The sequence below is a fragment of the Crossiella sp. NPDC003009 genome (assembly GCF_053591555.1).
The window spans coordinates 171,752-190,364 of record NZ_JBSFUA010000005.1 but is presented as its reverse complement, the minus strand read 5'-3'; the positions used below and the strand labels follow the sequence as shown (position 1 = coordinate 190,364).

General features: G+C 72.3%; 17 protein-coding genes. 13 read left to right on the top strand and 4 right to left on the bottom strand.

Annotation, left to right across the window (positions count from 1 at the left end):
- Both ACWDY5_RS08490 and ACWDY5_RS08485 read right to left on the bottom strand, forming a co-directional pair.
- A complete protein-coding gene (locus tag ACWDY5_RS08490; RefSeq protein ID WP_449721612.1) occupies window positions 1-828 on the bottom strand; it encodes an enoyl-CoA hydratase in 828 nt (275 codons plus the stop codon).
- On the bottom strand, window positions 828-2,333 hold the full coding sequence (locus ACWDY5_RS08485) for a FadD3 family acyl-CoA ligase (protein WP_449721611.1): 1,506 nt from the start codon (window positions 2,331-2,333) through the stop codon (window positions 828-830). The genes ACWDY5_RS08490 and ACWDY5_RS08485 overlap by 1 nt, the downstream gene beginning before the upstream one ends.
- 74 nt (window positions 2,334-2,407) lie before the next feature.
- On the opposite strand from ACWDY5_RS08485, the gene ACWDY5_RS08480 reads away from it, so the two are divergent.
- Genes ACWDY5_RS08480 through ACWDY5_RS08465 form a run of 4 tightly spaced genes read left to right on the top strand, consistent with a single transcriptional unit; the run spans window position 2,408 to window position 6,124 of the window.
- On the top strand, window positions 2,408-3,547 hold the full coding sequence (locus tag ACWDY5_RS08480) for an acyl-CoA dehydrogenase family protein (RefSeq protein ID WP_449721610.1): 1,140 nt from the start codon (window positions 2,408-2,410) through the stop codon (window positions 3,545-3,547).
- On the top strand, window positions 3,544-4,314 hold the full coding sequence (locus tag ACWDY5_RS08475) for an SDR family oxidoreductase (RefSeq protein WP_449721609.1): 771 nt from the start codon (window positions 3,544-3,546) through the stop codon (window positions 4,312-4,314). Before ACWDY5_RS08480 ends, ACWDY5_RS08475 begins: the two co-directional genes overlap by 4 nt.
- An 11-nt stretch (window positions 4,315-4,325) precedes the next feature.
- Window positions 4,326-4,949 carry a TetR/AcrR family transcriptional regulator gene (locus ACWDY5_RS08470; protein WP_449721608.1) on the top strand — a complete coding sequence of 208 codons (624 nt, stop codon included), beginning with the start codon at window positions 4,326-4,328 and terminating at the stop codon, window positions 4,947-4,949.
- Window positions 4,950-4,966: 17 nt separating this feature from the next.
- Window positions 4,967-6,124 carry an acetyl-CoA C-acetyltransferase gene (locus ACWDY5_RS08465; protein ID WP_449721607.1) on the top strand — a complete coding sequence of 386 codons (1,158 nt, stop codon included), beginning with the start codon at window positions 4,967-4,969 and terminating at the stop codon, window positions 6,122-6,124.
- Window positions 6,125-6,761: 637 nt separating this feature from the next.
- On the opposite strand, the gene ACWDY5_RS08460 is transcribed toward ACWDY5_RS08465, so the two are convergent.
- Entirely contained in the window at window positions 6,762-7,730 is a 969-nt protein-coding gene (locus ACWDY5_RS08460) for a phosphotriesterase family protein (protein ID WP_449721606.1), read from the bottom strand.
- A gap of 62 nt (window positions 7,731-7,792) precedes the next feature.
- Here ACWDY5_RS08460 and ACWDY5_RS08455 point away from each other — a divergent pair, with 62 nt between their 5' ends.
- The 8 genes from ACWDY5_RS08455 to ACWDY5_RS08420 all read left to right on the top strand — a co-directional run bounded on the left by ACWDY5_RS08455 (window position 7,793) and on the right by ACWDY5_RS08420 (window position 15,948).
- Window positions 7,793-8,347: a helix-turn-helix domain-containing protein gene (locus tag ACWDY5_RS08455; RefSeq protein WP_449721605.1), complete on the top strand. Its 555-nt coding sequence runs from the start codon at window positions 7,793-7,795 to the stop codon at window positions 8,345-8,347.
- 72 nt (window positions 8,348-8,419) lie between these two features.
- Window positions 8,420-9,625, top strand: a complete 1,206-nt coding sequence (locus tag ACWDY5_RS08450; protein ID WP_449721604.1) for an NAD(P)/FAD-dependent oxidoreductase — start codon at window positions 8,420-8,422, stop codon at window positions 9,623-9,625.
- Window positions 9,622-9,903 (top strand): (2Fe-2S)-binding protein, encoded by a 282-nt coding sequence (locus ACWDY5_RS08445; RefSeq protein ID WP_449721603.1) that lies wholly within the window; start codon window positions 9,622-9,624, stop codon window positions 9,901-9,903. Before ACWDY5_RS08450 ends, ACWDY5_RS08445 begins: the two co-directional genes overlap by 4 nt.
- Entirely contained in the window at window positions 9,903-11,222 is a 1,320-nt protein-coding gene (locus ACWDY5_RS08440) for an FAD-dependent oxidoreductase (RefSeq protein ID WP_449721602.1), read from the top strand. Before ACWDY5_RS08445 ends, ACWDY5_RS08440 begins: the two co-directional genes overlap by 1 nt.
- A complete protein-coding gene (locus ACWDY5_RS08435; RefSeq protein ID WP_449721601.1) occupies window positions 11,219-12,130 on the top strand; it encodes a dihydrodipicolinate synthase family protein in 912 nt (303 codons plus the stop codon). The genes ACWDY5_RS08440 and ACWDY5_RS08435 overlap by 4 nt, the downstream gene beginning before the upstream one ends.
- A gap of 1 nt (window position 12,131) precedes the next feature.
- A complete protein-coding gene (locus tag ACWDY5_RS08430; RefSeq protein WP_449721600.1) occupies window positions 12,132-13,133 on the top strand; it encodes a proline racemase family protein in 1,002 nt (333 codons plus the stop codon).
- The gene (locus tag ACWDY5_RS08425; RefSeq protein ID WP_449721599.1) at window positions 13,130-14,491 is read left to right on the top strand and encodes an aldehyde dehydrogenase family protein; all 1,362 of its coding nucleotides are present in this window, start codon (window positions 13,130-13,132) and stop codon (window positions 14,489-14,491) included. Before ACWDY5_RS08430 ends, ACWDY5_RS08425 begins: the two co-directional genes overlap by 4 nt.
- 14 nt (window positions 14,492-14,505) lie before the next feature.
- Window positions 14,506-15,948: an aminopeptidase P family protein gene (locus tag ACWDY5_RS08420; RefSeq protein ID WP_449721598.1), complete on the top strand. Its 1,443-nt coding sequence runs from the start codon at window positions 14,506-14,508 to the stop codon at window positions 15,946-15,948.
- A 36-nt stretch (window positions 15,949-15,984) separates the two neighbouring features.
- On the opposite strand, the gene ACWDY5_RS08415 is transcribed toward ACWDY5_RS08420, so the two are convergent.
- On the bottom strand, window positions 15,985-17,622 hold the full coding sequence (locus tag ACWDY5_RS08415; RefSeq protein WP_449721597.1) for an ABC-F family ATP-binding cassette domain-containing protein: 1,638 nt from the start codon (window positions 17,620-17,622) through the stop codon (window positions 15,985-15,987).
- An 86-nt stretch (window positions 17,623-17,708) separates the two neighbouring features.
- Here ACWDY5_RS08415 and ACWDY5_RS08410 point away from each other — a divergent pair, with 86 nt between their 5' ends.
- The gene (locus tag ACWDY5_RS08410) at window positions 17,709-18,542 is read left to right on the top strand and encodes an NmrA family NAD(P)-binding protein (RefSeq protein WP_449721596.1); all 834 of its coding nucleotides are present in this window, start codon (window positions 17,709-17,711) and stop codon (window positions 18,540-18,542) included.
- Window positions 18,543-18,613: the final 71 nt, after the last annotated feature.

Here is an 18,613-nt window from a genome sequence, read left to right as displayed (position 1 = left end):
TCAGCCGTCCGCGCGCATCGACCGGGCGTCCAGACCCGCCAAGGCGTCCGGGCTGGTCTCCGCGTTGTGCGCGTGTGCCAGGTGGTGCAGGCCGAACACCGAGTCCATGCCGGCGCGCTGGCCCATCAGGTCCTCGCACTGGTTCACCGCGCGCTTGGCCAGCGCCAGCCCGAACTGCGGCATCCGGGCGATCCGCTCGGCCAGCGCGAACGTCGATTCGGCGAGCTCGGTGCGCGGCACCACCCGGCTCACCATGCCCCACTCGTAGGCGCGGGCCGCGCTGAACCGGTCCCCGGTGAACAGCACCTCCTTCGCCGCCCTCGGGCCCAGCGCCCACGGGTGCGCGAAGTACTCCACCCCCGGAATCCCCATGCGCACCACCGGGTCGGCGAAGAACGCGTCCTCGGCGGCCACGATCAGGTCGCACACCCAGGCCAGCATCAGCCCGCCCGCGATGCACGCGCCCTGCACCATCGCGACCATCGGCTTGGGGATCTCCCGCCAGCGGCGGCACATGCCGAGGTAGACCTCCATCTCCCTGGCATACCGGCGATCCCCGCCCGCGCGGTCGGTGTGGTCCCACCACAGCACGGCTTTCCGGTCGAACGCGGTGTCCGCGTCCCGGCCCGGACTGCCGATGTCGTGGCCCGCGGAGAAGTGCTCGCCCGCACCGGCCAGCACGATCACCTTGACCTCGGGATCGTTGACCGCGCGGGCGAACGCCTCGTCCAGGGCGTAGGTCATCGCCGAGTTCTGCGCGTTGCGGTACTCCGGGCGGTTCATCGTGACCACCGCCACCGCGTCCTTGCGGACGTACTCGACCACCATCAGCTCTCCTCGCGCAACCGCTGTTTGAGCACCTTGCCCGCGGCGTTCCTGGGCAGCGAGGCCCGGAACTCCACCGTGCGCGGCACCTTGAAGTTGGCCAGCCTCGCCTTGCAGAACCCGATGACCTCCGAAGTGGACAGTCGAGCGCCGGGACTGGTGACCACGACCGCGTGACCCACCTCGCCCAGGCGCGCATCCGGCACCCCGATCACCGCCGACTCGGCCACCCCGTTCAGCTTGGCCAGTGCCTGCTCGACCTCGGCGGGGTAGACGTTGAAGCCACCGCAGATGAACATGTCCTTGAGCCGGTCGGTGATGGTGAGGTAGCCGCGCTCGTCCAGGCGACCGAGGTCGCCGGTGTGCAGCCAGCCCTCGGAGTCCACCGCGGCGGCCGTCGCGGCCGGACCGTCCAGGTAGCCCAGCATCAGGTTGGGGCCGCGCAACAACACCTCGCCGTTGTCCGCCAGCCGCAGCTCGAACCCGGCCGCCGCCCGGCCGCAGGTGGTGGCCACGGTGACCGGATCGTCCTCGGGGCGGCACATGGTGGCCACCACCGCCTCGGTCAGCCCGTAGGCGGTGAGCACCGTGTCGAAGCCCAGCTCCGCCCGCATCCGCTCCACCAGCCGCACCGGCACCACCGCCGCCCCGGTCACCGCCAGCCGCAACGAGGACAGGTCCGCCGAGTGCGGGTGGTCGAGCAGGGACTGGTAGATGGTGGGCGCGCCGGGCAGCACGGTGATCCGCTCCCGCTCGATCAGCCGCACCGTCTCCGCCGGGCGGAACACCGCCTGCGGCACCAGGGTCGCGCCGGTGAGCAGGCAGGCCAGGATGCCGATCTTGTAGCCGAAGCTGTGGAAGAACGGGTTCACCACCAGATAGCGGTCACCCGCGCGCAGCCCGGCCAGCTCGGCCCAGGCCGCCGCCACCCCCAGCGACTGGCGGTGCGCGCTCATCGCGCCCTTGCTGCGGCCGGTGGTTCCGGAGGTGAACAGGATGTCGCTGACCTCGTTGTCCCGCACCGCTTCCGCCCGCGCCGCCAGCTCAGCCGGCGGCACCGGCGAGCCGGACAACTCGGGGGCGGGCGCACCCGGATCGACCGGGAAGCGCAGCACGGTGCGCAGACCCGTTGGCAGGCCTGTTTTGTGCAGCTCGGCGAGGTGGTCGACGCCGAGGAACTCCTCGGCGACCACCAGCGCCCTGGCGCCGCTGCGCCGGAGCACGTCCTGGGTTTCCGTTGCGGTGAAACGGGTGTTGACCGGCACCAGGGTGCCGCCCGCGTACAGCGCGCCCAGCGCGGCGACCATCCAGTGCGCGGTGTTCGGGCCCAGCACCGCCACCCGCTCGCCGGGAGCCAGGCCCGCGCCGAGGAAAACCCCGGCCGCGGCGCGCACCCGGTCCAGCAGACCGGTGAAGTTCCAGCGCACCTCGCCGTCCACCACGGCCTCGGCCGCGCCGAACCGCTGCGCCGCCGAGTGCAGCGCCGCGGGGATGGTGCTGGGATTCACCGAACACCTCCAAGCAAGTGCTTGGTAGGCTAGCCTACGCAGGTCGGTGCGCCTTGAGAAGCCTGGAGGCCGACATGGATTCGTTCCGGCGCTCGGTCAGGGACTGGCTCACGGCCAACCTGACCGGCGATTTCGCGGCCCTGCGCGGACTTGGCGGTCCCGGCCGCGAGCACGAGGCATTCGAGCAGCGGCTGGCCTGGGACCGCCACCTGGCCGCGGCGGGCTGGACCTGCCTCGGCTGGCCGGTCGAGCACGGCGGACGTGGCCTGCCGGTGGCCCAGCAGGTGATCTTCCACGAGGAGTACGCGCGGGCCGGGGCCCCGGCCAGGGTGAGCCACGTGGGTGAGGAACTGGTGGGGCCCACGCTGATCGCCTTCGGTTCACCCGAACAGCGGCAGCGGTTCCTGCCCGGGATCGCCGCGGTGCGCGAGCTGTGGTGCCAGGGCTACTCCGAACCGGAGGCCGGTTCCGACCTGGCCGCGGTGCGCACCTCGGCCCGCCTGGACGGCGGCGAATGGGTGGTCAACGGGCAGAAGGTGTGGACCTCGCTCGCCCATCTGGCCCAGTGGTGCTTCGCGCTGGTGCGCACCGAACCCGGGTCGCGGCGGCAGGCCGGGCTGTCCTACCTGCTGATCCCGATGGACCAGCCGGGCGTGCGGGTGCGGCCGATCCGGCAGCTCACCGGCACCGCCGAGTTCAACGAGGTCTTCTTCGAAGAAGCCCGCACCCCGGCGGAACTCGTTGTGGGCCAACCGGGTGACGGCTGGCGGGTGGCCATGGGCACCCTCGCCGTGGAGCGGGGCGCGGCGACGCTGGGGCAGCAGGTCGGGTTCCGGAAGGAGCTGACCGCGCTGGTCGAGGTGGCCAGGCAGACCGGCGCGCTGGCCGAGCCCGGCATCCGGGAACGGCTGACCAGGGCCTGGATCGGGCTGGAGGTCATGCGCGCGCAGGCGCTGCGCACGATGTCCGGGCCGGGCGCCGGGTTCGAGGCCTCGGTGGCCAAGTTGTGCTGGTCCCGCTGGCACCGGGGGCTCGGCGAGCTGGCGATGGCGGTGCGCGGCGCGGCCGGGCTGACCGCGCCGGGCGAGCTGGACCGGTGGCAGCGGCTGTTCCTGTTCAGCCGGGCGGACACCATCTACGGCGGGTCGGACGAGATCCAGCGCAACATCATCGCCGAACGGGTTCTGGGACTGCCCAAGGAGGTCCGGCCGTGAAACCACCAGCGGGACACGGGCTGCTGACCGGCAAGGTCGCGGTGGTCACCGCCGCCGCGGGCACCGGCATCGGCTCGGCCACCGCGGAACGCTGCCTGCTGGAGGGCGCGGCGGTGGTGGTCAGCGACTGGCACCAGCGGCGACTGGCCGAGACCGTCGAGCGGCTGGCCGCCGAGCACGGCGAGCAGGTCACCGGCATTCCCTGCGACGTCACCGACGAGAGTCAGGTGCAGGCCCTGTTCACCGGGGCGGCTGTCCACTTCGGACGGATCGACGTGGTGGTGAACAACGCCGGTCTCGGTGGCACCGCCTCGGTGCTGGAGATGACCGACGAGCAGTGGCAGCGGGTCCTCGACGTCACCCTGAACGGGACGTTCCGCTGCACCAGGGCCGCGCTGCGGCTGATGGTCGAGCAGGGCGGCGGGGGCGCGATCGTGAACAACGCCTCGGTGATCGGGTGGCGCGCCCAGGCCGGGCAGGCGCACTACGCTGCGGCCAAGGCTGGCGTGATGGCGTTCACCCGGTGCACCGCGCTGGATGTGGCCCAGCACGGGATCCGGGTCAACGCGGTCGCGCCCAGTCTGGCCGCACACCCCTTCCTGGCCAAGGTGACCAGCGACGAGCTGCTCACCGAACTGGCCGGGCGGGAGGCGTTCGGCCGGGCGGCGCAGCCGTGGGAGGTGGCCGCCGTGATGGTGTTCCTGGCCAGCGACTACGCCACCTACCTCACCGGCGAGGTGCTGTCGGTGAGCAGCCAGCACCCGTGAGAAGGAGAACCGTGACAGCGAAACGTGCCCCCGAAAGCGGATCGCAGCGCCGCGCGGAACTGCTCGCGCTGGCCGCGCGGCTGTTCGCCGACCGCGGCTTCCGGGCGACCACGGTCCGCGACATCGCCGACGCGGCAGGCATCCTCTCCGGCAGCCTGTACCACCACTTCGACTCGAAGGAGTCGATGGCCGATGAGATCCTGCGCAACTTCCTCGACGAGCTCTTCGGCCGCTACCGGGAGATCGAGGCCGGCGGGCTGGGGCCGCGGCAGCGCCTGGAACAGGTGGTGATCACCTCCTTCGAGTGCATCGACGCCCACCACGCCGAGGTGTCGATCTACCAGAACGAGGCCAAGCACCTGGCCCAGCAGGAACGCTTCGCCTACCTCGGCGACCACAACGTGGAGTTCCGCAAGCTGTGGGTCGGCATCCTGGAGGACGGGGTGCGCGCCGGGGTGTTCCGGCCGGACCTGGATGTCGAGCTGGTGTACCGGTTCGTCCGGGACACAGTGTGGGTCGCGGTGCACTGGTACCGGCCCGACGGCGCGCTGTCCGCGGGCGATGTGGCCCGGCAGTACCTCGGCATCCTGCTCGAGGGCATCGCCACCCGGCGACGCCCGGTCCGAAAGCCCTAGTCACAAGGAGGATCCCCGTGCCCGAGGCGTACCTCATCGACGCAGTACGCACTCCGGTCGGTCGCCGGGGCGGCGGACTCAGCACGATCCACCCGGCTGACCTGGGCGCCCACGTGATCACCGCCCTGTTCGAGCGCACCAATGCCGATCCGTCCGAAGTGGACGATGTGATGTTCGGCTGCGTGGACACCATCGGCGCCCAGGCCGGCGACATCGCCCGCACCGCCTGGCTGGTCGCGGGCTACCCGGAGCAGGTGCCGGGCGTGACGGTGGACCGCCAGTGCGGATCCAGCCAGCAGGCCCTGCACTTCGCCGCCCAGGCGGTGATGAGCGGGACGGCGGACCTGGTGGTGGCCGGCGGCGTGCAGAGCATGAGCCGCATCCCGATCGGCTCGGCGATGACCGTCGGCGAACAGTTCGGCGACCCCAGCCCCACCGCCCTCTCACCCGGCTGGGCGCACCGGTACGGCGATGAGGAGCTGTCCCAGTTCCGGGCGGCGGACCACATCGCGGTGCGGTGGGAGATCAGCCGAACGGAGATGGAGGAGTTCGCGCTGGCCAGCCACGAGCGGGCGGTGACGGCGCGGGCGGAGGGCCGGTTCGACTGCGAGATCGTGGACTGCGGCGAGCTGACTGACGACGAGTGTCCCCGACCGGACACCACGCTGGAGCGGATGGCCGGGCTGAAACCGTTGCGGGAGAACGGGAGGATCACCGCGGCCTTGTCGAGCCAGCTGGCGGACGGGGCCAGCGCGGTGCTGGTGGCCTCGGAAGATGCGGTGCGGCGCTTCGGGTTGCGGCCCCGGGCACGGGTGCACCACCTGTCGGCGCGGGGGGCGGATCCGGTGGCGATGCTGACGGCGCCGATCCGGGCCACCCGGCATGCGTTGCGGAAGGCGGGGATGGGGGTGGGGGACATTGATCTGTTCGAGGTCAATGAGGCGTTCGCGAGTGTGGTGCTGGCCTGGGCGCGGGAGTTGGAGGTGCCGTTGGGGAAGGTGAACGTGAGTGGCGGGGGGATCGCGTTGGGGCATCCCATTGGGGCTACTGGGACGAAGTTGACGGCGACTTTGTTGAACGAGCTGGAGCGGAGCGGGGGGCGGTTCGGGTTGCAGACGATGTGTGAAGGTGGGGGGCAGGCGAACGTCACGGTCATCGAGCGGCTGGGGGAGTGACTGGACAGCCGGGGGTGGAAACCCACGAAGAGGGTCTCTCGTCTGCTCCGTACGGCCTGGAGACTGCTGACCACCTCTCATCGAGCGGCCCCTGCAACACAAACCGCCGCCAATGCCGCGCAGCGTGACGGGGGCCGCTCGATGAGAGGTGGTTTGCTGTCGGAAGGTCGTGCGGAGAAGACGAGAGGGACTCGAGCACGCTGGAATCGGCCCCGGCAGCCCTCTTGCACCGCAACCTGCTCGTCCCGGCTTTTGACTTGTCAACCCCTCCGGGGGTCTGCCCGTCCGGCGAGGACATGCTTTTGATCTTCGGGGTTACAGGCGAAGATCAAGTCAAGAGCGTCCTCGCCGGACGGGCAGAGATCAAAGCATGGGGGGGAAAGTCAAAGGCCAAGACGCAGGCGGGTCTTGAGGTTCCCCATGCCCGTCAACCTTCCGAAATCACACCACATCCCAGCGAGCAGCCGCCGTCACGCTGCTTGGCGTTGGCGGCGGTTGCTGTGAGCGTCTGCTCGCTGGGATGCGGTCTGATGTCTCCAGGTTGACGGGCATGGGGAACCTCAAGACTTCGGACAGGTTTCGAAAAGCCAGCCCCTCGCTTGGTTTGCCGGGCTTCGCCCGTGCGGTCGCAGTGGTTCTAGGCTGGGGTGAAGTAGTTTCGGGGGTTGATGATCAGCATCTGGTCGATGTCTGATTGTGGGACGCCCTGGCTCAACAGGGCGGGGATGACCGTGTCGGAGAGGTAGTCGTAGCGCCAGTTCGGCAGGATCTGTTCCTTGAGGCCGGGCGGGAACCAGTCGATGTGGCTGCAGCTGTCCTGGGACAGGACCATGCGTTCGGTGTAACCCGCCTCGCAGAGGGCGCGGACGGTTTCGATGCGTTGGTCGGCGGGGAGCATCAGGTCCAGGCCGAAGCGGTCCATGCCGAGGTAGGAGCCGTTGTCCGCCAGGCGTTTCAGCAGGTCCAGGTCGGCGGTGTCGCCCACGTGGCCGAGGATCACGCGGGAGAGGTCGACGCCTTCGGACTTGAGCAGGGCCTGGACTTCTTGTGGGGTGTCGTTGGTGGTGCTGGTGTGCACGGTGATGGGGGCGCCGGTCTGGTGGTGGGCGGCGATCACCGCGTGCAGGACCCTGGTGACGTCCGGGGTGAGGCCGTGCACGTCGGCGGCGCACTTGAGGAAGGCGGCGCGGACGCCGGTGCCGGCGATGCCTTCGGTGAGGTCGTGGATGAACAGCGGGATCAGCGGGTCGTCGCCGCCGAGGATGGTGCCGGGGCCCCGGTGGTGCAGGGTCAGGGGGACGTCGCGGTAGGTGTACAGGCCGGTGGCGACGATGATGTTGAGGTCGGGGACCCGCGCCGAGACCCGGAGCAGGCGGGGCAGGTCGCGGCCGAGGCCGAGGACGGTGGGGTCGGCGATGGTGGTGATGCCGGTGGCGTGCAGGGCGCGCAGGCGGGTGGCGGCGGCCTCGATCTCGGCTTCCTCGTCCCACAGGTGCGGGTAGTTGGCCATCAGCTCGGTGTCCTGGACGAACACGTGCTCGTGCATCAGGGTCCGGCCGAGCTGGTCGAGGTCCTTGCTGCCGCTGACGGTGGGCACGGTGGGCATGTCCTTCTGCATACCAGTCGGGCGGGTGTGGTGCGATGGGCCGGCACGGTCGAGGAGGCGGTATGACGAGTCAGCGGGCGGGGCAGGTGCTCGGCGCGAACCTGCGGGAGCGGCGGGAGGCGCTGGGCATATCGCTGTCGGAGCTGGCCCGCCGGTCCGGGATCGCCAAGGGCACGCTGTCCCAGCTGGAGTCCGGGTCGGGCAATCCGACCATCGAGACAGTGTTCAGTTTGTCGAACGCTTTGGATGTGCCGGTCTCGGACCTGCTGACCGAGGCGGTCGATCCGGACGTGGTGGTGGTGCGCTCGGCCGACCTGGAGGTGCTCAGCGGGGAGGCGGTCGAGTTGCGGCTGCTGCGCCGGATCGAGCACGGCGGGGCGGTGGTGGAGGTCTACGACCAGCGGGTGCGGCCGGGAGTGGTGCAGGAATCCGCAGGTCACCCGGGCTTTGAGCACACCGCCGTGGTGACCGGGACGCTGCGGGTGACAGTGCACGGGCGGGCGCACGAGATCGGACCGGGGGACTATGTGAGCTTCCGGGCCGGGACGCCGCACCAGTACGCCGCGGTGGACGACGAGGTGCGGTCGGTGCTGCTGCTGGAGCATCCGGCGCAGTAGTCGCCGTTGACGGCGGCGGGTGCGGCACCTAGCCTCAGGATCGTTCATTTTACTGAACGGTGGGAGGTGGGTGTGCGGCCGGACGTCGTGGTGGTCGGGGCGGGGATGGTCGGGGCGGCGTGCGCCTACGCGCTGCGGCGGGCCGGGTTGCGGGTCGAGGTGCTGGACCGGGGCGCGCCCGCTTCGGGGACCACGGCGGCGGGGGAAGGGAATGTGCTGGTCTCGGACAAGGAGCCGGGGCCGGAGCTGGAGCTGGCGGTGGAGTCGCGGCGGCGGTGGCCGGAGCTGCTGGCGGAGCTGGGGCGGGCGGCGGCCGGGGCGGGTGCGGTGGCCGGGCCGGGCGGTGGGGCGGCTGGAAGCGGCGGCTCGCTGGCTGGGCCAGCTGGTGACGTGGCGCTGGCCGAACTGGCCGAGGTCGAGTGGGAGGCCAAGGGCGGGCTGACCGTGGCCACCGGCGACCCGGGGCCGCTGTACGACTTCGCGGCGGCGCAGCGGGAGGCCGGGGTCGACGCCAGGGTGGTGGACGATCCGTGGGCGCTGGAGCCGCACCTGACTCGGCGGGTCACCGGGGCCGTGCACTACCCGGAGGACGCCCAGGTCCAGCCGGTGCTGGCGGCGATGGCGTTGTTGCGGGGGATTCCGGTGCGGACCGGGGTGACGGCGCTGGGGCTGGTGTCCGGTGGGGTGCTGACCAGTGCTGGGTTCATCCGGTGTGGGGTGGTGGTGAACGCCTGTGGGCCGTGGGCCGGGGAGTTCGCGGCGCGGGCCGGGGCGCCGATCAGGGTGTTGCCGCGGCGGGGCATGGTGCTGGTGACCGGGCCGTTGCCGGATGTGGTGGCGCACAAGGTCTATGACGGCGACTACGTCGGGGCGGTGGCCAGCGGGGATGCCGCGTTGCAGACCTCGGCGGTGGTGGAGGCCACTCGGGCGGGGACGGTGTTGATCGGGTCCAGCCGGGAGCGGGCCGGGTTCGACGACACCGTGCGGGTGCGGGTGTTGCGGGAGCTGGCGGTCAAGGCGATGGCGTTGTTCCCGGTGCTGGGCGGGGTGCCGGTGATGCGGGCCTACGGCGGGTTCCGGCCTTATGCGCCGGATCATCTGCCGATCATCGGGGCGGATCCGCGGGTGCCCGGGTTGTGGCATGCGACCGGGCATGAGGGGGCCGGGATCGGGCTGGCGCCCGCTACCGGGGAGCTGTTGGCGGACTTGGTGCTGGGGCGGGAGCCGCGGGTGGATCCGCGGCCGTTCCGGGTGGATCGGGCGGCGGTGCTGGGATGAGCGGGCGAAGCCGGACTGTTCGGGTCGTCGTGGATGGGGTGGCGGTTGAGGCGGTGGCGGGGCAGAGCGTGGCGGGGTTGTTGATCGGGATGGGGCGGGCGTCCTGGCGGAGCACCCGGCGGGACGGGCGGCCGCGCGGGGTGTTCTGCGGGATCGGGGTGTGTTTCGACTGCCTGGTCGTGGTGAACGGGGTGCCGGATGTGCGGGCCTGCCAACGGGTTCTCGCCGACGGCGACGTGGTGCGGGTGCAGGACGGCGCGGAGATCGGGGAGGTGTGATGGACCGGGTGGTGGTGGTCGGCGCGGGGCCCGCGGGGCTGGCGGCGGCGTGGGCGGCGGCTTCGGCCGGGGCGCCGGTGTTGCTGGTGGACAGCGGGACCGCGGTGGGCGGGCAGTACCGGCGGCAGTCCGGGGTGCGGGCGGCGCTGGTGCCCGCGCATCCGTTGGTCGAGTGGTGGCCGGAGACCTCGGTGTGGGCGGTGGAGCCGGTGCCGGGTGGGCACCGGCTGCGGTTGCAGACCGGGGCCGCGGACGCGCCTGGCCGAGCCATGTCCACTGTGGACACTCAGGCGCTGGTGGTGGCCACGGGAGCTTATGACCGCGTGTTGCCGTTTCCTGGCTGGGATCTGCCGGGGGTGTACACGGCCGGGGCGGCGCAGGCGCTGGCCAAGGGGCAGGGCGTCGCGGTCGGGCGGCGGGTGCTGGTGGGTGGGACCGGGCCCTTTCTGTTGCCGGTGGCGGGATCGCTGCTCGAGGTGGGTTCCCGGGTGGTCGGGTTGGTGGAGGCCAACGGGGTTTCCAGCGCGGTGGGGTGGGCGCGGGATCCGTTGGGGGCCTTGGGGAAGGTGGGCGAGCTGGCCGGGTACGGGGCGGTGCTGGCGCGGGGGCGGGTGCCGGTGCGGTTCGGGGCCGCGGTGGTGGCCGCGCACGGGGAGTCGCGGGTGCAGGCGGTGACGGTGGCCCGGCTGGATGCCGGGTGGCGGGTGGTGGCCGGGAGCGAGCGGGTTGTTGAGCTTGACGCGGTGTGCCTGGGGTTCGGGTTCACCGCGCAGCTTGAACTGGCCGTCTCGGCCGGGTGCCGGATCGAGGACGGGGCCGTGCTGGTCGACTCCGCGCAGCGGACCTCCGTGCCGGGGGTGTTCGCCGCGGGCGAGGTGACCGGGATCGCCGGGGCCGGGCCCGCCTCGGCCGAGGGCACGGTGGCCGGGTGTGCCGCCGCGGCACGGCTGGGTCGGACGGTCGCGGCCCCGGTGGCGGCGCTGCGGCTGGTGCGGGACGGGCGGCGGTTCGGGCGGGCCTTGGCGGCCGCTTATCCGGTGCGAAAGGGTTGGCGCACTTGGCTTTCCGCGGACACCGTGGTGTGCCGGTGCGAGGAGGTCCGGATGTCCGACTTGTGTGCCGCGGTGGCACAGGGTGCGCTGGGCATGCGGGCGGTGAAGCTCGTCAGCCGGGCCGGGCTCGGACTGTGTCAGGGCAGGGTCTGCGGACGCAACGTCGGGGAGCTCACCGGCACCCCGTTCACGCAGAACCGGCCGATCGCCGTACCGGTGCGCCTGAGTGACCTGGCCGCCGTCGAGGACGAGGAGGAGCTGAGTTGAGCACGGAGAAGCTGGACGGCGTGATCGTGGCGACCGCGTTGCCCTACGCCGAGGACCCCGCCGCGCCCGCCGGACTGCGGCCCGACCTGGACCGCTACGCCGAGCACTGCCGCTGGCTGGTGGCCAACGGCTGCCGCGGCGTCGGACCCAACGGCTCGCTCGGCGAGTACTCCTCGCTCACCGACGCCGAACGCCGCGCGGTGGCCCGCACCGCCATCGAGGCGGTGGGGGACAACGGGATCGTCGTGGTCGGCGTGCACGGCGCGGGCGCGCACCAGGCCCGGCACTGGGCCGAGCTGGCGGCCGAGGACGGGGCGCACGGGGTGCTGTGCCTGCCGCCGACGATGTACCGGGCCAACCCCGGCGAGGTGCTGCACCACTTCGCCGAGGTGGCCAAGGCCGGGCTGCCGGTCATGGTCTACAACAACCCGATCGACACCAAGGTCGACCTCACCCCCGCGCTGCTCGCCGAGATCGCCCAGATCGAGAACGTGGTGGCGGTCAAGGAGTTCTCCGGCGACGTGCGGCGGGTGCTGGAGATCAGGGAACAGGCGCCGGAGCTGACCGTGGTGGCCGGGGCCGACGACGTGGTGCTGGAAAGCCTGCTGATGGGCGCCTCCGGCTGGTTCGCCGGGTTTCCCAACGTCTTCCCCGCCGAGTCCGCCCGGCTCTACCAGCTTGCCACGCAAGGGGAACTCGCTGAGGCCAGGGCGCTGTACGAGCCGCTGGTGGCCGCGTTCCGCTGGGACTCGCGCACCGAGTTCGTGCAAGCCATCAAGTACGGCATGGACCACGTCGGCCGCTACGGCGGACCCTGCCGCCCGCCCCGGGGACCGCTCGCCCCCGCCCAGCTGGACCGGCTGCACGCGGACATGGTCCGGGCCGTCGACTCGCTGCGGGCAGGCTGAGGTGCGCGCGGCCCGGTACTTCAGCGCGGTCGACTCCCACACCGAGGGCATGCCCACCAGGGTGATCACCGGCGGCGTCGGCGTCATCCCCGGCGAGACCATGGCCGCGCGCCGCGAGCACTTCGTCGAACACCTCGACCACATCCGCGAACTGCTGGTCAACGAACCCCGCGGCCACGCGTCGATGAGCGGCGCCATCCTGCAGCCGCCCACCATCGACGGGGCCGACTGGGGGGTGCTCTACATCGAGGCCTCCGGCTGCCTGCCCATGTGCGGGCACGGCACCATCGGCGTGGCCACCGTGCTGGTGGAGACCGGCATGGTCGAGGTCACCGAACCCGTGACCAGGGTCCGCCTGGACACCCCGGTCGGGCTGGTGGTCGCCGAGGTCGAGGTGCGTGCCGGGCGGGCCCGGCACGTCACCATCCAGAACGTGCCCGCCTACACCGACCGCCTGGACGCCACCGTCGAGGTCCCCGGCTACGGCAAGGTCCGCTACGACCTGGGCTATGGCGGCAACTTCTACGCCATCCTGCCCCTGGCACAGCTGGGCATCCCGTTCGAGCGCAACGAGAAGGACCGCATCCTGGCCGCCGGACTGTCCATCATGGACGCCATCAACGCCACCGCCCGCCCCGTGCATCTGCTGGATGAGAACATCAACGGCTGCAAGCACGTCCAGTTCACCGCGCCCGGCCGCGGCGGCGGGCACGCCCGCAACGCGATGGCCATCCACCCCGGCTGGTTCGACCGATCCCCCTGCGGCACCGGAACATGCGCGCGGATGGCGGTGTTGCACAGCAGGGGAGAGCTCGAGGTCGGCGCGGACTTCGTCAACGAGTCCTTCATCGGCACCCGCTTCACCGGGCGGATCGTCGAGGAGACCACCGTGGCCGACCGGCCCGCGATCATTCCCGCCGTCACCGGACGGGCGTGGATCACCGGCATGGGCCAGTACCTGCTCGACCCGACCGATCCGTTCCCGAGGGGGTTCGTGCTGTGAGCACCATCGTCTCCACCAGTCCGCAACGGCCCGGCGACATCGTGCTGGAGACCGCGGCCCTGGACCGCGCTGCCGTCGAGGCCACCGTGGCCAAGTCCCGCCAGGCCGGGCGCGACTGGGAGGACGCCGGTCCCGCCGCCCGCTCGGCCGCGCTGACCGCGGCCGTCGCCGAGTTCGAGCGGGCGGCCGAGGCGCTGGCCGCGCTGATCGTGCGCGAGGTCGGCAAACCGAAGCAGGAAGCCCTCGCCGAGGTCGCCAGGTCCATCGCGATCCTGCGCTACTACGCCCAGCAGGCCTACGACCCGGCAGGCGAGACCTACCCAACCGGCGGCGGCCTGGCCTTCACCACCCGCCGCGCCCGCGGCGTCGCAGGGCTGGTCACCCCGTGGAACTTCCCCCTGGCCATCCCGGTGTGGAAGCTCGCCCCCGCGCTGGCCGCGGGCAACGGGGTGGTGGTCAAGCCCGCGCCGGAGGCCACCGCGGTCGCCCAGCGCATCGCCACCTTGCTCGGCCGGGTGCTGCCTGCCGGGCTGTTCGCCGTCACTCCCGGCGGCGCGGAGACCGGGTCGGCGCTGCTGGAGTCGGTGGACGTGGTGTCCTTCACCGGTTCCACCACGGTCGGCCGGATCATCGCCGCGGCCGCCACCCAGCGCGGCATCCCGGTGCAGGCCGAGATGGGCGGGCTGTCCGCGACCATCGTGCTGCCGGATGCCGACCTCGACCGCGCCGCGGCCGAGGTGGCCCGCGCCGCCATGGGCTACGCCGGGCAGAAGTGCACCGCCACCAAACGGATCTTCGTCGTCGGCGACCCCGGCCCGTTCACCGAACGCCTGGCAGCCGCGGTCACCGGGCTGAGCCTGGCCGACCCCGCCGACAGCCCCGACCTCGGGCCGGTGATCACCGAGGGCGCGCGCAAGCAGGTGCTCACCGCCGCCGCGGCCGCCGAAGCGGCTGGGGGACGGCTGCTCACCACGCCCTACCTGGATGCCGCCGACGGCTGGTACGTGCGCCCGGTGGTGGTGGACCGGCTCGCCCCGGACGCGCCGCTGTTCCACGAGGAGGTCTTCGGCCCGATCGCCGCACTGGCGGGCGTGGCGAGCCTCGACGAGGCGTTCGAGCGGGCCAACGGCACCCAGTTCGGCCTGGTCACCTCGGTCTACACCGCCGACCTCGGCGCGGCGCTGACCGCGGTGCGGCGCAGCGAGTCCGGCATGGTCAAGGTCAACCTGCCCACCAACGGCGTGGACTTCCACCTGCCCTTCGGCGGGGAGAAGCACTCCGGCTACGGCGAGAAGGAGCAGGGCAAGGCGGCCGTCCGGTTCTACACCAGGGAACGTACTGTGCAGGTACAGGCGTGAACACAGGAGGAGCAGTGGCGAGCCAGAACGAGGCGGCCGAACCCGCCAAGAGCGAACCCATCCGGCCCATCGACGCGGCCGGGTTCCGCTCGGTCATCGGCGGCGGCTGGGGACCCGCGGACCGCGCGGTCCGGGTGCCCGACGGACTGGCCAAGGCCGCCGCCGCGCACCGCGCCCGCCTGTCGGCCGCGTTGCCGGGCAAGCGGATCGCGGTGGCCGCCGGTCGCGCGCCGGTGCGCGCCAACGACACCGACTACGACTTCCGCGCCGACAGCGACTTCGTCTGGCTCACCGGCTGCCAGGCCGAGGGCGCGGTGCTGGTGATGACCCCGGCCGGGGACGGCCACGACGCCGTGCTGCACCTGCGCCAGCCCGCCCGCAGCGAGGAGACCGACTTCTTCGCCAGCGCCCGCGACGGCGAGCTCTGGATCGGCCCCATCCCCGGCCTGGCGGAGTGGTCGGAGGCGCTGGAGATCCCGGTCAAGCCGATCGAGGACCTGCCCTACGCGCTGCGCGGCAGCATCCCGGCCGTGCTCACCACCGCCGGCGTGGAGCCGCTGCTGGACGCGCTGGCCCCCGGCAGCCCCAGTCTGACCCAGACCCTGCGCCGCACCCTGTCCGAGCTGCGCCGGATCAAGGACGAGTGGGAGATCGGCCAGCTCCAGCAGGCCATCGACGCCACCGTGCTCGGTTTCCAGGACGTGGCCCGCGAGCTGCCCTACGCGATCAGCCGCGGCGGCGAGCGCTGGCTGCAGGGCACCTTCGACCGGCGCGGCCGCACCGAGGGCAACGGCGTCGGCTACGCCTCCATCCTGGCCGCCGGCTCGCACGCCCCGGTGCTGCACTGGGTGCGCTGCGACGGCCCGGTCCCGGAGGACTGCGCGCTGCTGATGGACGCCGGGGTCGAGGTGCGCACCCTCTACACCGCCGACGTCACCCGCACCTTCCCGGTGTCGGGGACCTTCAGCGAACCGCAGCGGCGGGTCTACGACCTGGTGCACAAGTCCCATGTGGCGGCGATGGCCGAGGTGAAGCCGGGCGCGCCGTACAAGGCCTTCCACGACAAGGCGCTGGAGGTGCTGGCCACCGGGCTGCACGAGTGGGGCCTGCTGAAGGTCTCGGTGGATGAGGCCATGGCGGAGAACGGCCAGCACCACCGCCGCTACGTCATCCACGGCATCGGCCACTACCTCGGCCTGGACGTGCACGACTGCGCCTCCGCCAGCCCCAAGGCCTACCACCGGGGCGACCTGGAGGCCGGCATGACCCTGACCGTGGAGCCCGGCCTGTACTTCCACCCCAACGACGAGACCGTGCCGCCGGAGCTGCGCGGCATCGGCGTGCGCATCGAGGACGACCTGCTGGTCACCGAGACCGGCAACCAGGTGCTGTCCCAGGCGCTGCCGATCACCGCCGACGGCATCGAGCAGTGGGTCCAGTCGCACCTGCCGCGCTGAGCCCGCCGGGTCGCGTCGCCCGGCGGCGCGACCCGGTCAGCGGTCGGTGACCTTGCCGTTCTCCACGTGCAGCCGCCGGGTGGTGGCCACCGTGTCCAGCATCCGGCGGTCGTGCGTGACCAGCAGCAACGTGCCCGGGTAGGTGGCCAGGGCCTGTTCCAGCTGTTCGATCGCGGGCAGGTCCAAGTGGTTGGTCGGCTCGTCCAGCACCAGCAGGTTCACCCCTCGGGCCTGCAACAGGGCGAGCGCGGCCCTGGTGCGTTCACCGGGGGAGAGGGTCGCGGCCGGGCGCATCACGTGCACCGCGGTCAGCCCGAACTTGGCCAGCAGCGTGCGCACCTCGGCCGGCGCCTGGTCCGGGACCGCCGCCTGGAAGGCCTCCACCAGTGGCTGGTCGCCGAGGAACAGGCCGCGGGCCTGGTCGACCTCGCCGATCACCACACCCGGCCCGAGCGCGGCCTGACCCGAGGCCAGTTCGGCGCGGCCCAGCAGCGCGGCTAGCAGGGTGGACTTCCCGGCCCCGTTCGCGCCGGTGATCGCCACCCGGTCCGCCCAGTCGATCTGCAGGTCCACCGGCCCCAGCGTGAACCCGCCGCGCTGGACCACCGCGGCCCGCAGGGTGGCCACCACCGCACCGGCCCGGGGCGCGGCGGCGATCTCCATCCGCAGCTCCCACTCCTTGCGCGGCTCCTCCACCACGTCCAGCCGTTCGATCAGCCGCTCGGTCTGCCGCGCCTTGGAGGCCTGCTTCTCGGTGGACTCGCTGCGGAACTTGCGGCCCTGCTTGTCGTTGTCCCCGGCCTTGCGGCGCGCGTTCTTGACGCCCTTCTCCATCCAGGACCGCTGGGTGCGGGCGCGGGCCTCCAGCGCGGAGCGGGTGTCGGCGTAGTCCTCGTACTGCTCGCGGGCGTGCCGCCGGGCCACCTCGCGCTCGGCCAGGTAGGCGGTGTAGCCGCCGCCGTAGGAGCGGATCTGCTGCTGAACCAGGTCCAGCTCGACCACCCGGTTGACCGTGCGGGCCAGGAACTCACGGTCGTGGCTGACCAGCACCGTGCCGGCGCGCAGCCCGGTGACGAAGGCCTCCAGGCGGTCCAGGCCGTCCAGGTCCAGGTCGTTGGTGGGCTCGTCGAGCAGGAAGATGTCGTAGCGGCTCAGCAGCAGCGAGGCCAGCCCGACCCTGGCCGCCTGCCCGCCGGACAGGCCGGTCATCGGCGCGTCCAGGCGCACGGTCAGCCCCAGGTCGGCGACCACCTCGCCCATCCGCTCGTCCAGGTCCGCGCCGCCCAGGGACAGCCACCGCTCCAGGCTGTCGGCGTAGGCGTCGTCAGAACCCTCGGTTCCCGCGGTCAGCGCCTCGGTGGCGGCGTCCATGGCCGCCTGCGCCGCGGCGACCCCGGTGCGGCGGGCCAGGAAGTCCCGCACCGACTCCCCGGCACGGCGTTCCGGCTCCTGCGGCAGGTGACCGACCACCGCCGAGGGCGGGTTGAGCCGGATCGAGCCCTCCTCGGCGGTGAGCAGGCCGCCGAGGGTGCGCAGCAGGGTCGACTTGCCCGCCCCGTTCACCCCGACCAGCCCGACCACGTCACCCGGTGCGACCACCAGGTCCAGCCCGGAGAACAGAACACGGTCCCCATGCCCTGCGGCGAGACCCTTGGCGACGAGTGTGGCGCTCATATCGAGGTGAATCCTAGGCGGCCGCTCCAGGTCGGCCGACAGCGCGGGTTGACCTCCAGCTAACTGGAGGAAATAGCCTGCCAAACATGATCAATGACAACGGAATCGTGGTAGTGGCCGGGGCGACCGGGAACATCGGCGGCAAGGTGCTCGCCGAGCTGCTCCGCCGCGGCCACCGGGTGCGCGGCCTGACCAGGAACCCGGAACGGGCCAGGCTGCCGGCCGGGGCGGAGGTGGCCGTCGGCGACCTGGCCGACCCGGCCAGCCTTCGCCCCGCGCTGGCCGGGGCGAGCGCGCTGTTCCTGCTCACCTTCGACGCGGCCACCGGCGCCCCGCTGCGCAGCGGCCCCGAACTGGCCAAGGTGGCCGCCGACGCCGGGGTGCGCCGGGTGACCACGCTGTGGGGCGGCGAGACCGGGCCGGTGGAACAGGCGATCACCGACGCCGGACTGGCCCAGACCACGCTGCAGGCGATGGAGTTCATGTCCAACACGCTGACCTGGGCCGAGTCGGTCCGCACCGAGGGCGTGGTGCGCGAGGCGTTCCCCGAGATGCGCAGCGCGCTGATCCACGAGGCCGACATCGCCGAGGTGGCGGCGCGCACGCTCACCGAGGACGGGCACGCCGGCCGCGACTACGTGCTCACCGGATCCGAGGTGTTCACCTACGCGGACCGGGTCCGGGTGCTCAGCGCCGGCCTCGGCCGGGACGTCCGGTTCATCGAGCTGACCGAGGAGCAGGCCAGGGAGCGGATGCGGCAGGCGGGCTACTCGCCCGAGGCCGTCGACCACGTCATCGGCTGGCACGCCGACCCACCGCCCGAGGGCTACACGGTGGACCCGACCGTCGAGCGGCTGCTCGGGCGGCCGGCGCGCACCTTCGCGCAGTGGGTCGCCGAGCACGCGGACGCCTTCCGCTGATCAGCCCGGCCCGGTCAGCTCCGGCGCGGTCGCCGCCCACCCGGCGGCGGCCGCGCCGGAGCTGGGGTCCG

Bases quoted from the DNA above. Each gene is read 5' to 3' on its own strand.
- ACWDY5_RS08490 (WP_449721612.1), bottom strand. From the start codon at position 828: ATGGTGGTCGAGTACGTCCGCAAGGACGCGGTGGCGGTGGTCACGATG.
- ACWDY5_RS08480 (WP_449721610.1), top strand. From the start codon at position 2,408: ATGGATTCGTTCCGGCGCTCGGTCAGGGACTGGCTCACGGCCAACCTG.
- ACWDY5_RS08460 (WP_449721606.1), bottom strand. From the start codon at position 7,730: ATGCCCACCGTGCCCACCGTCAGCGGCAGCAAGGACCTCGACCAGCTC.
- ACWDY5_RS08455 (WP_449721605.1), top strand. From the start codon at position 7,793: ATGACGAGTCAGCGGGCGGGGCAGGTGCTCGGCGCGAACCTGCGGGAG.
- ACWDY5_RS08445 (WP_449721603.1), top strand. From the start codon at position 9,622: ATGAGCGGGCGAAGCCGGACTGTTCGGGTCGTCGTGGATGGGGTGGCG.
- ACWDY5_RS08440 (WP_449721602.1), top strand. From the start codon at position 9,903: ATGGACCGGGTGGTGGTGGTCGGCGCGGGGCCCGCGGGGCTGGCGGCG.
- ACWDY5_RS08415 (WP_449721597.1), bottom strand. From the start codon at position 17,622: ATGAGCGCCACACTCGTCGCCAAGGGTCTCGCCGCAGGGCATGGGGAC.
- ACWDY5_RS08410 (WP_449721596.1), top strand. From the start codon at position 17,709: ATGATCAATGACAACGGAATCGTGGTAGTGGCCGGGGCGACCGGGAAC.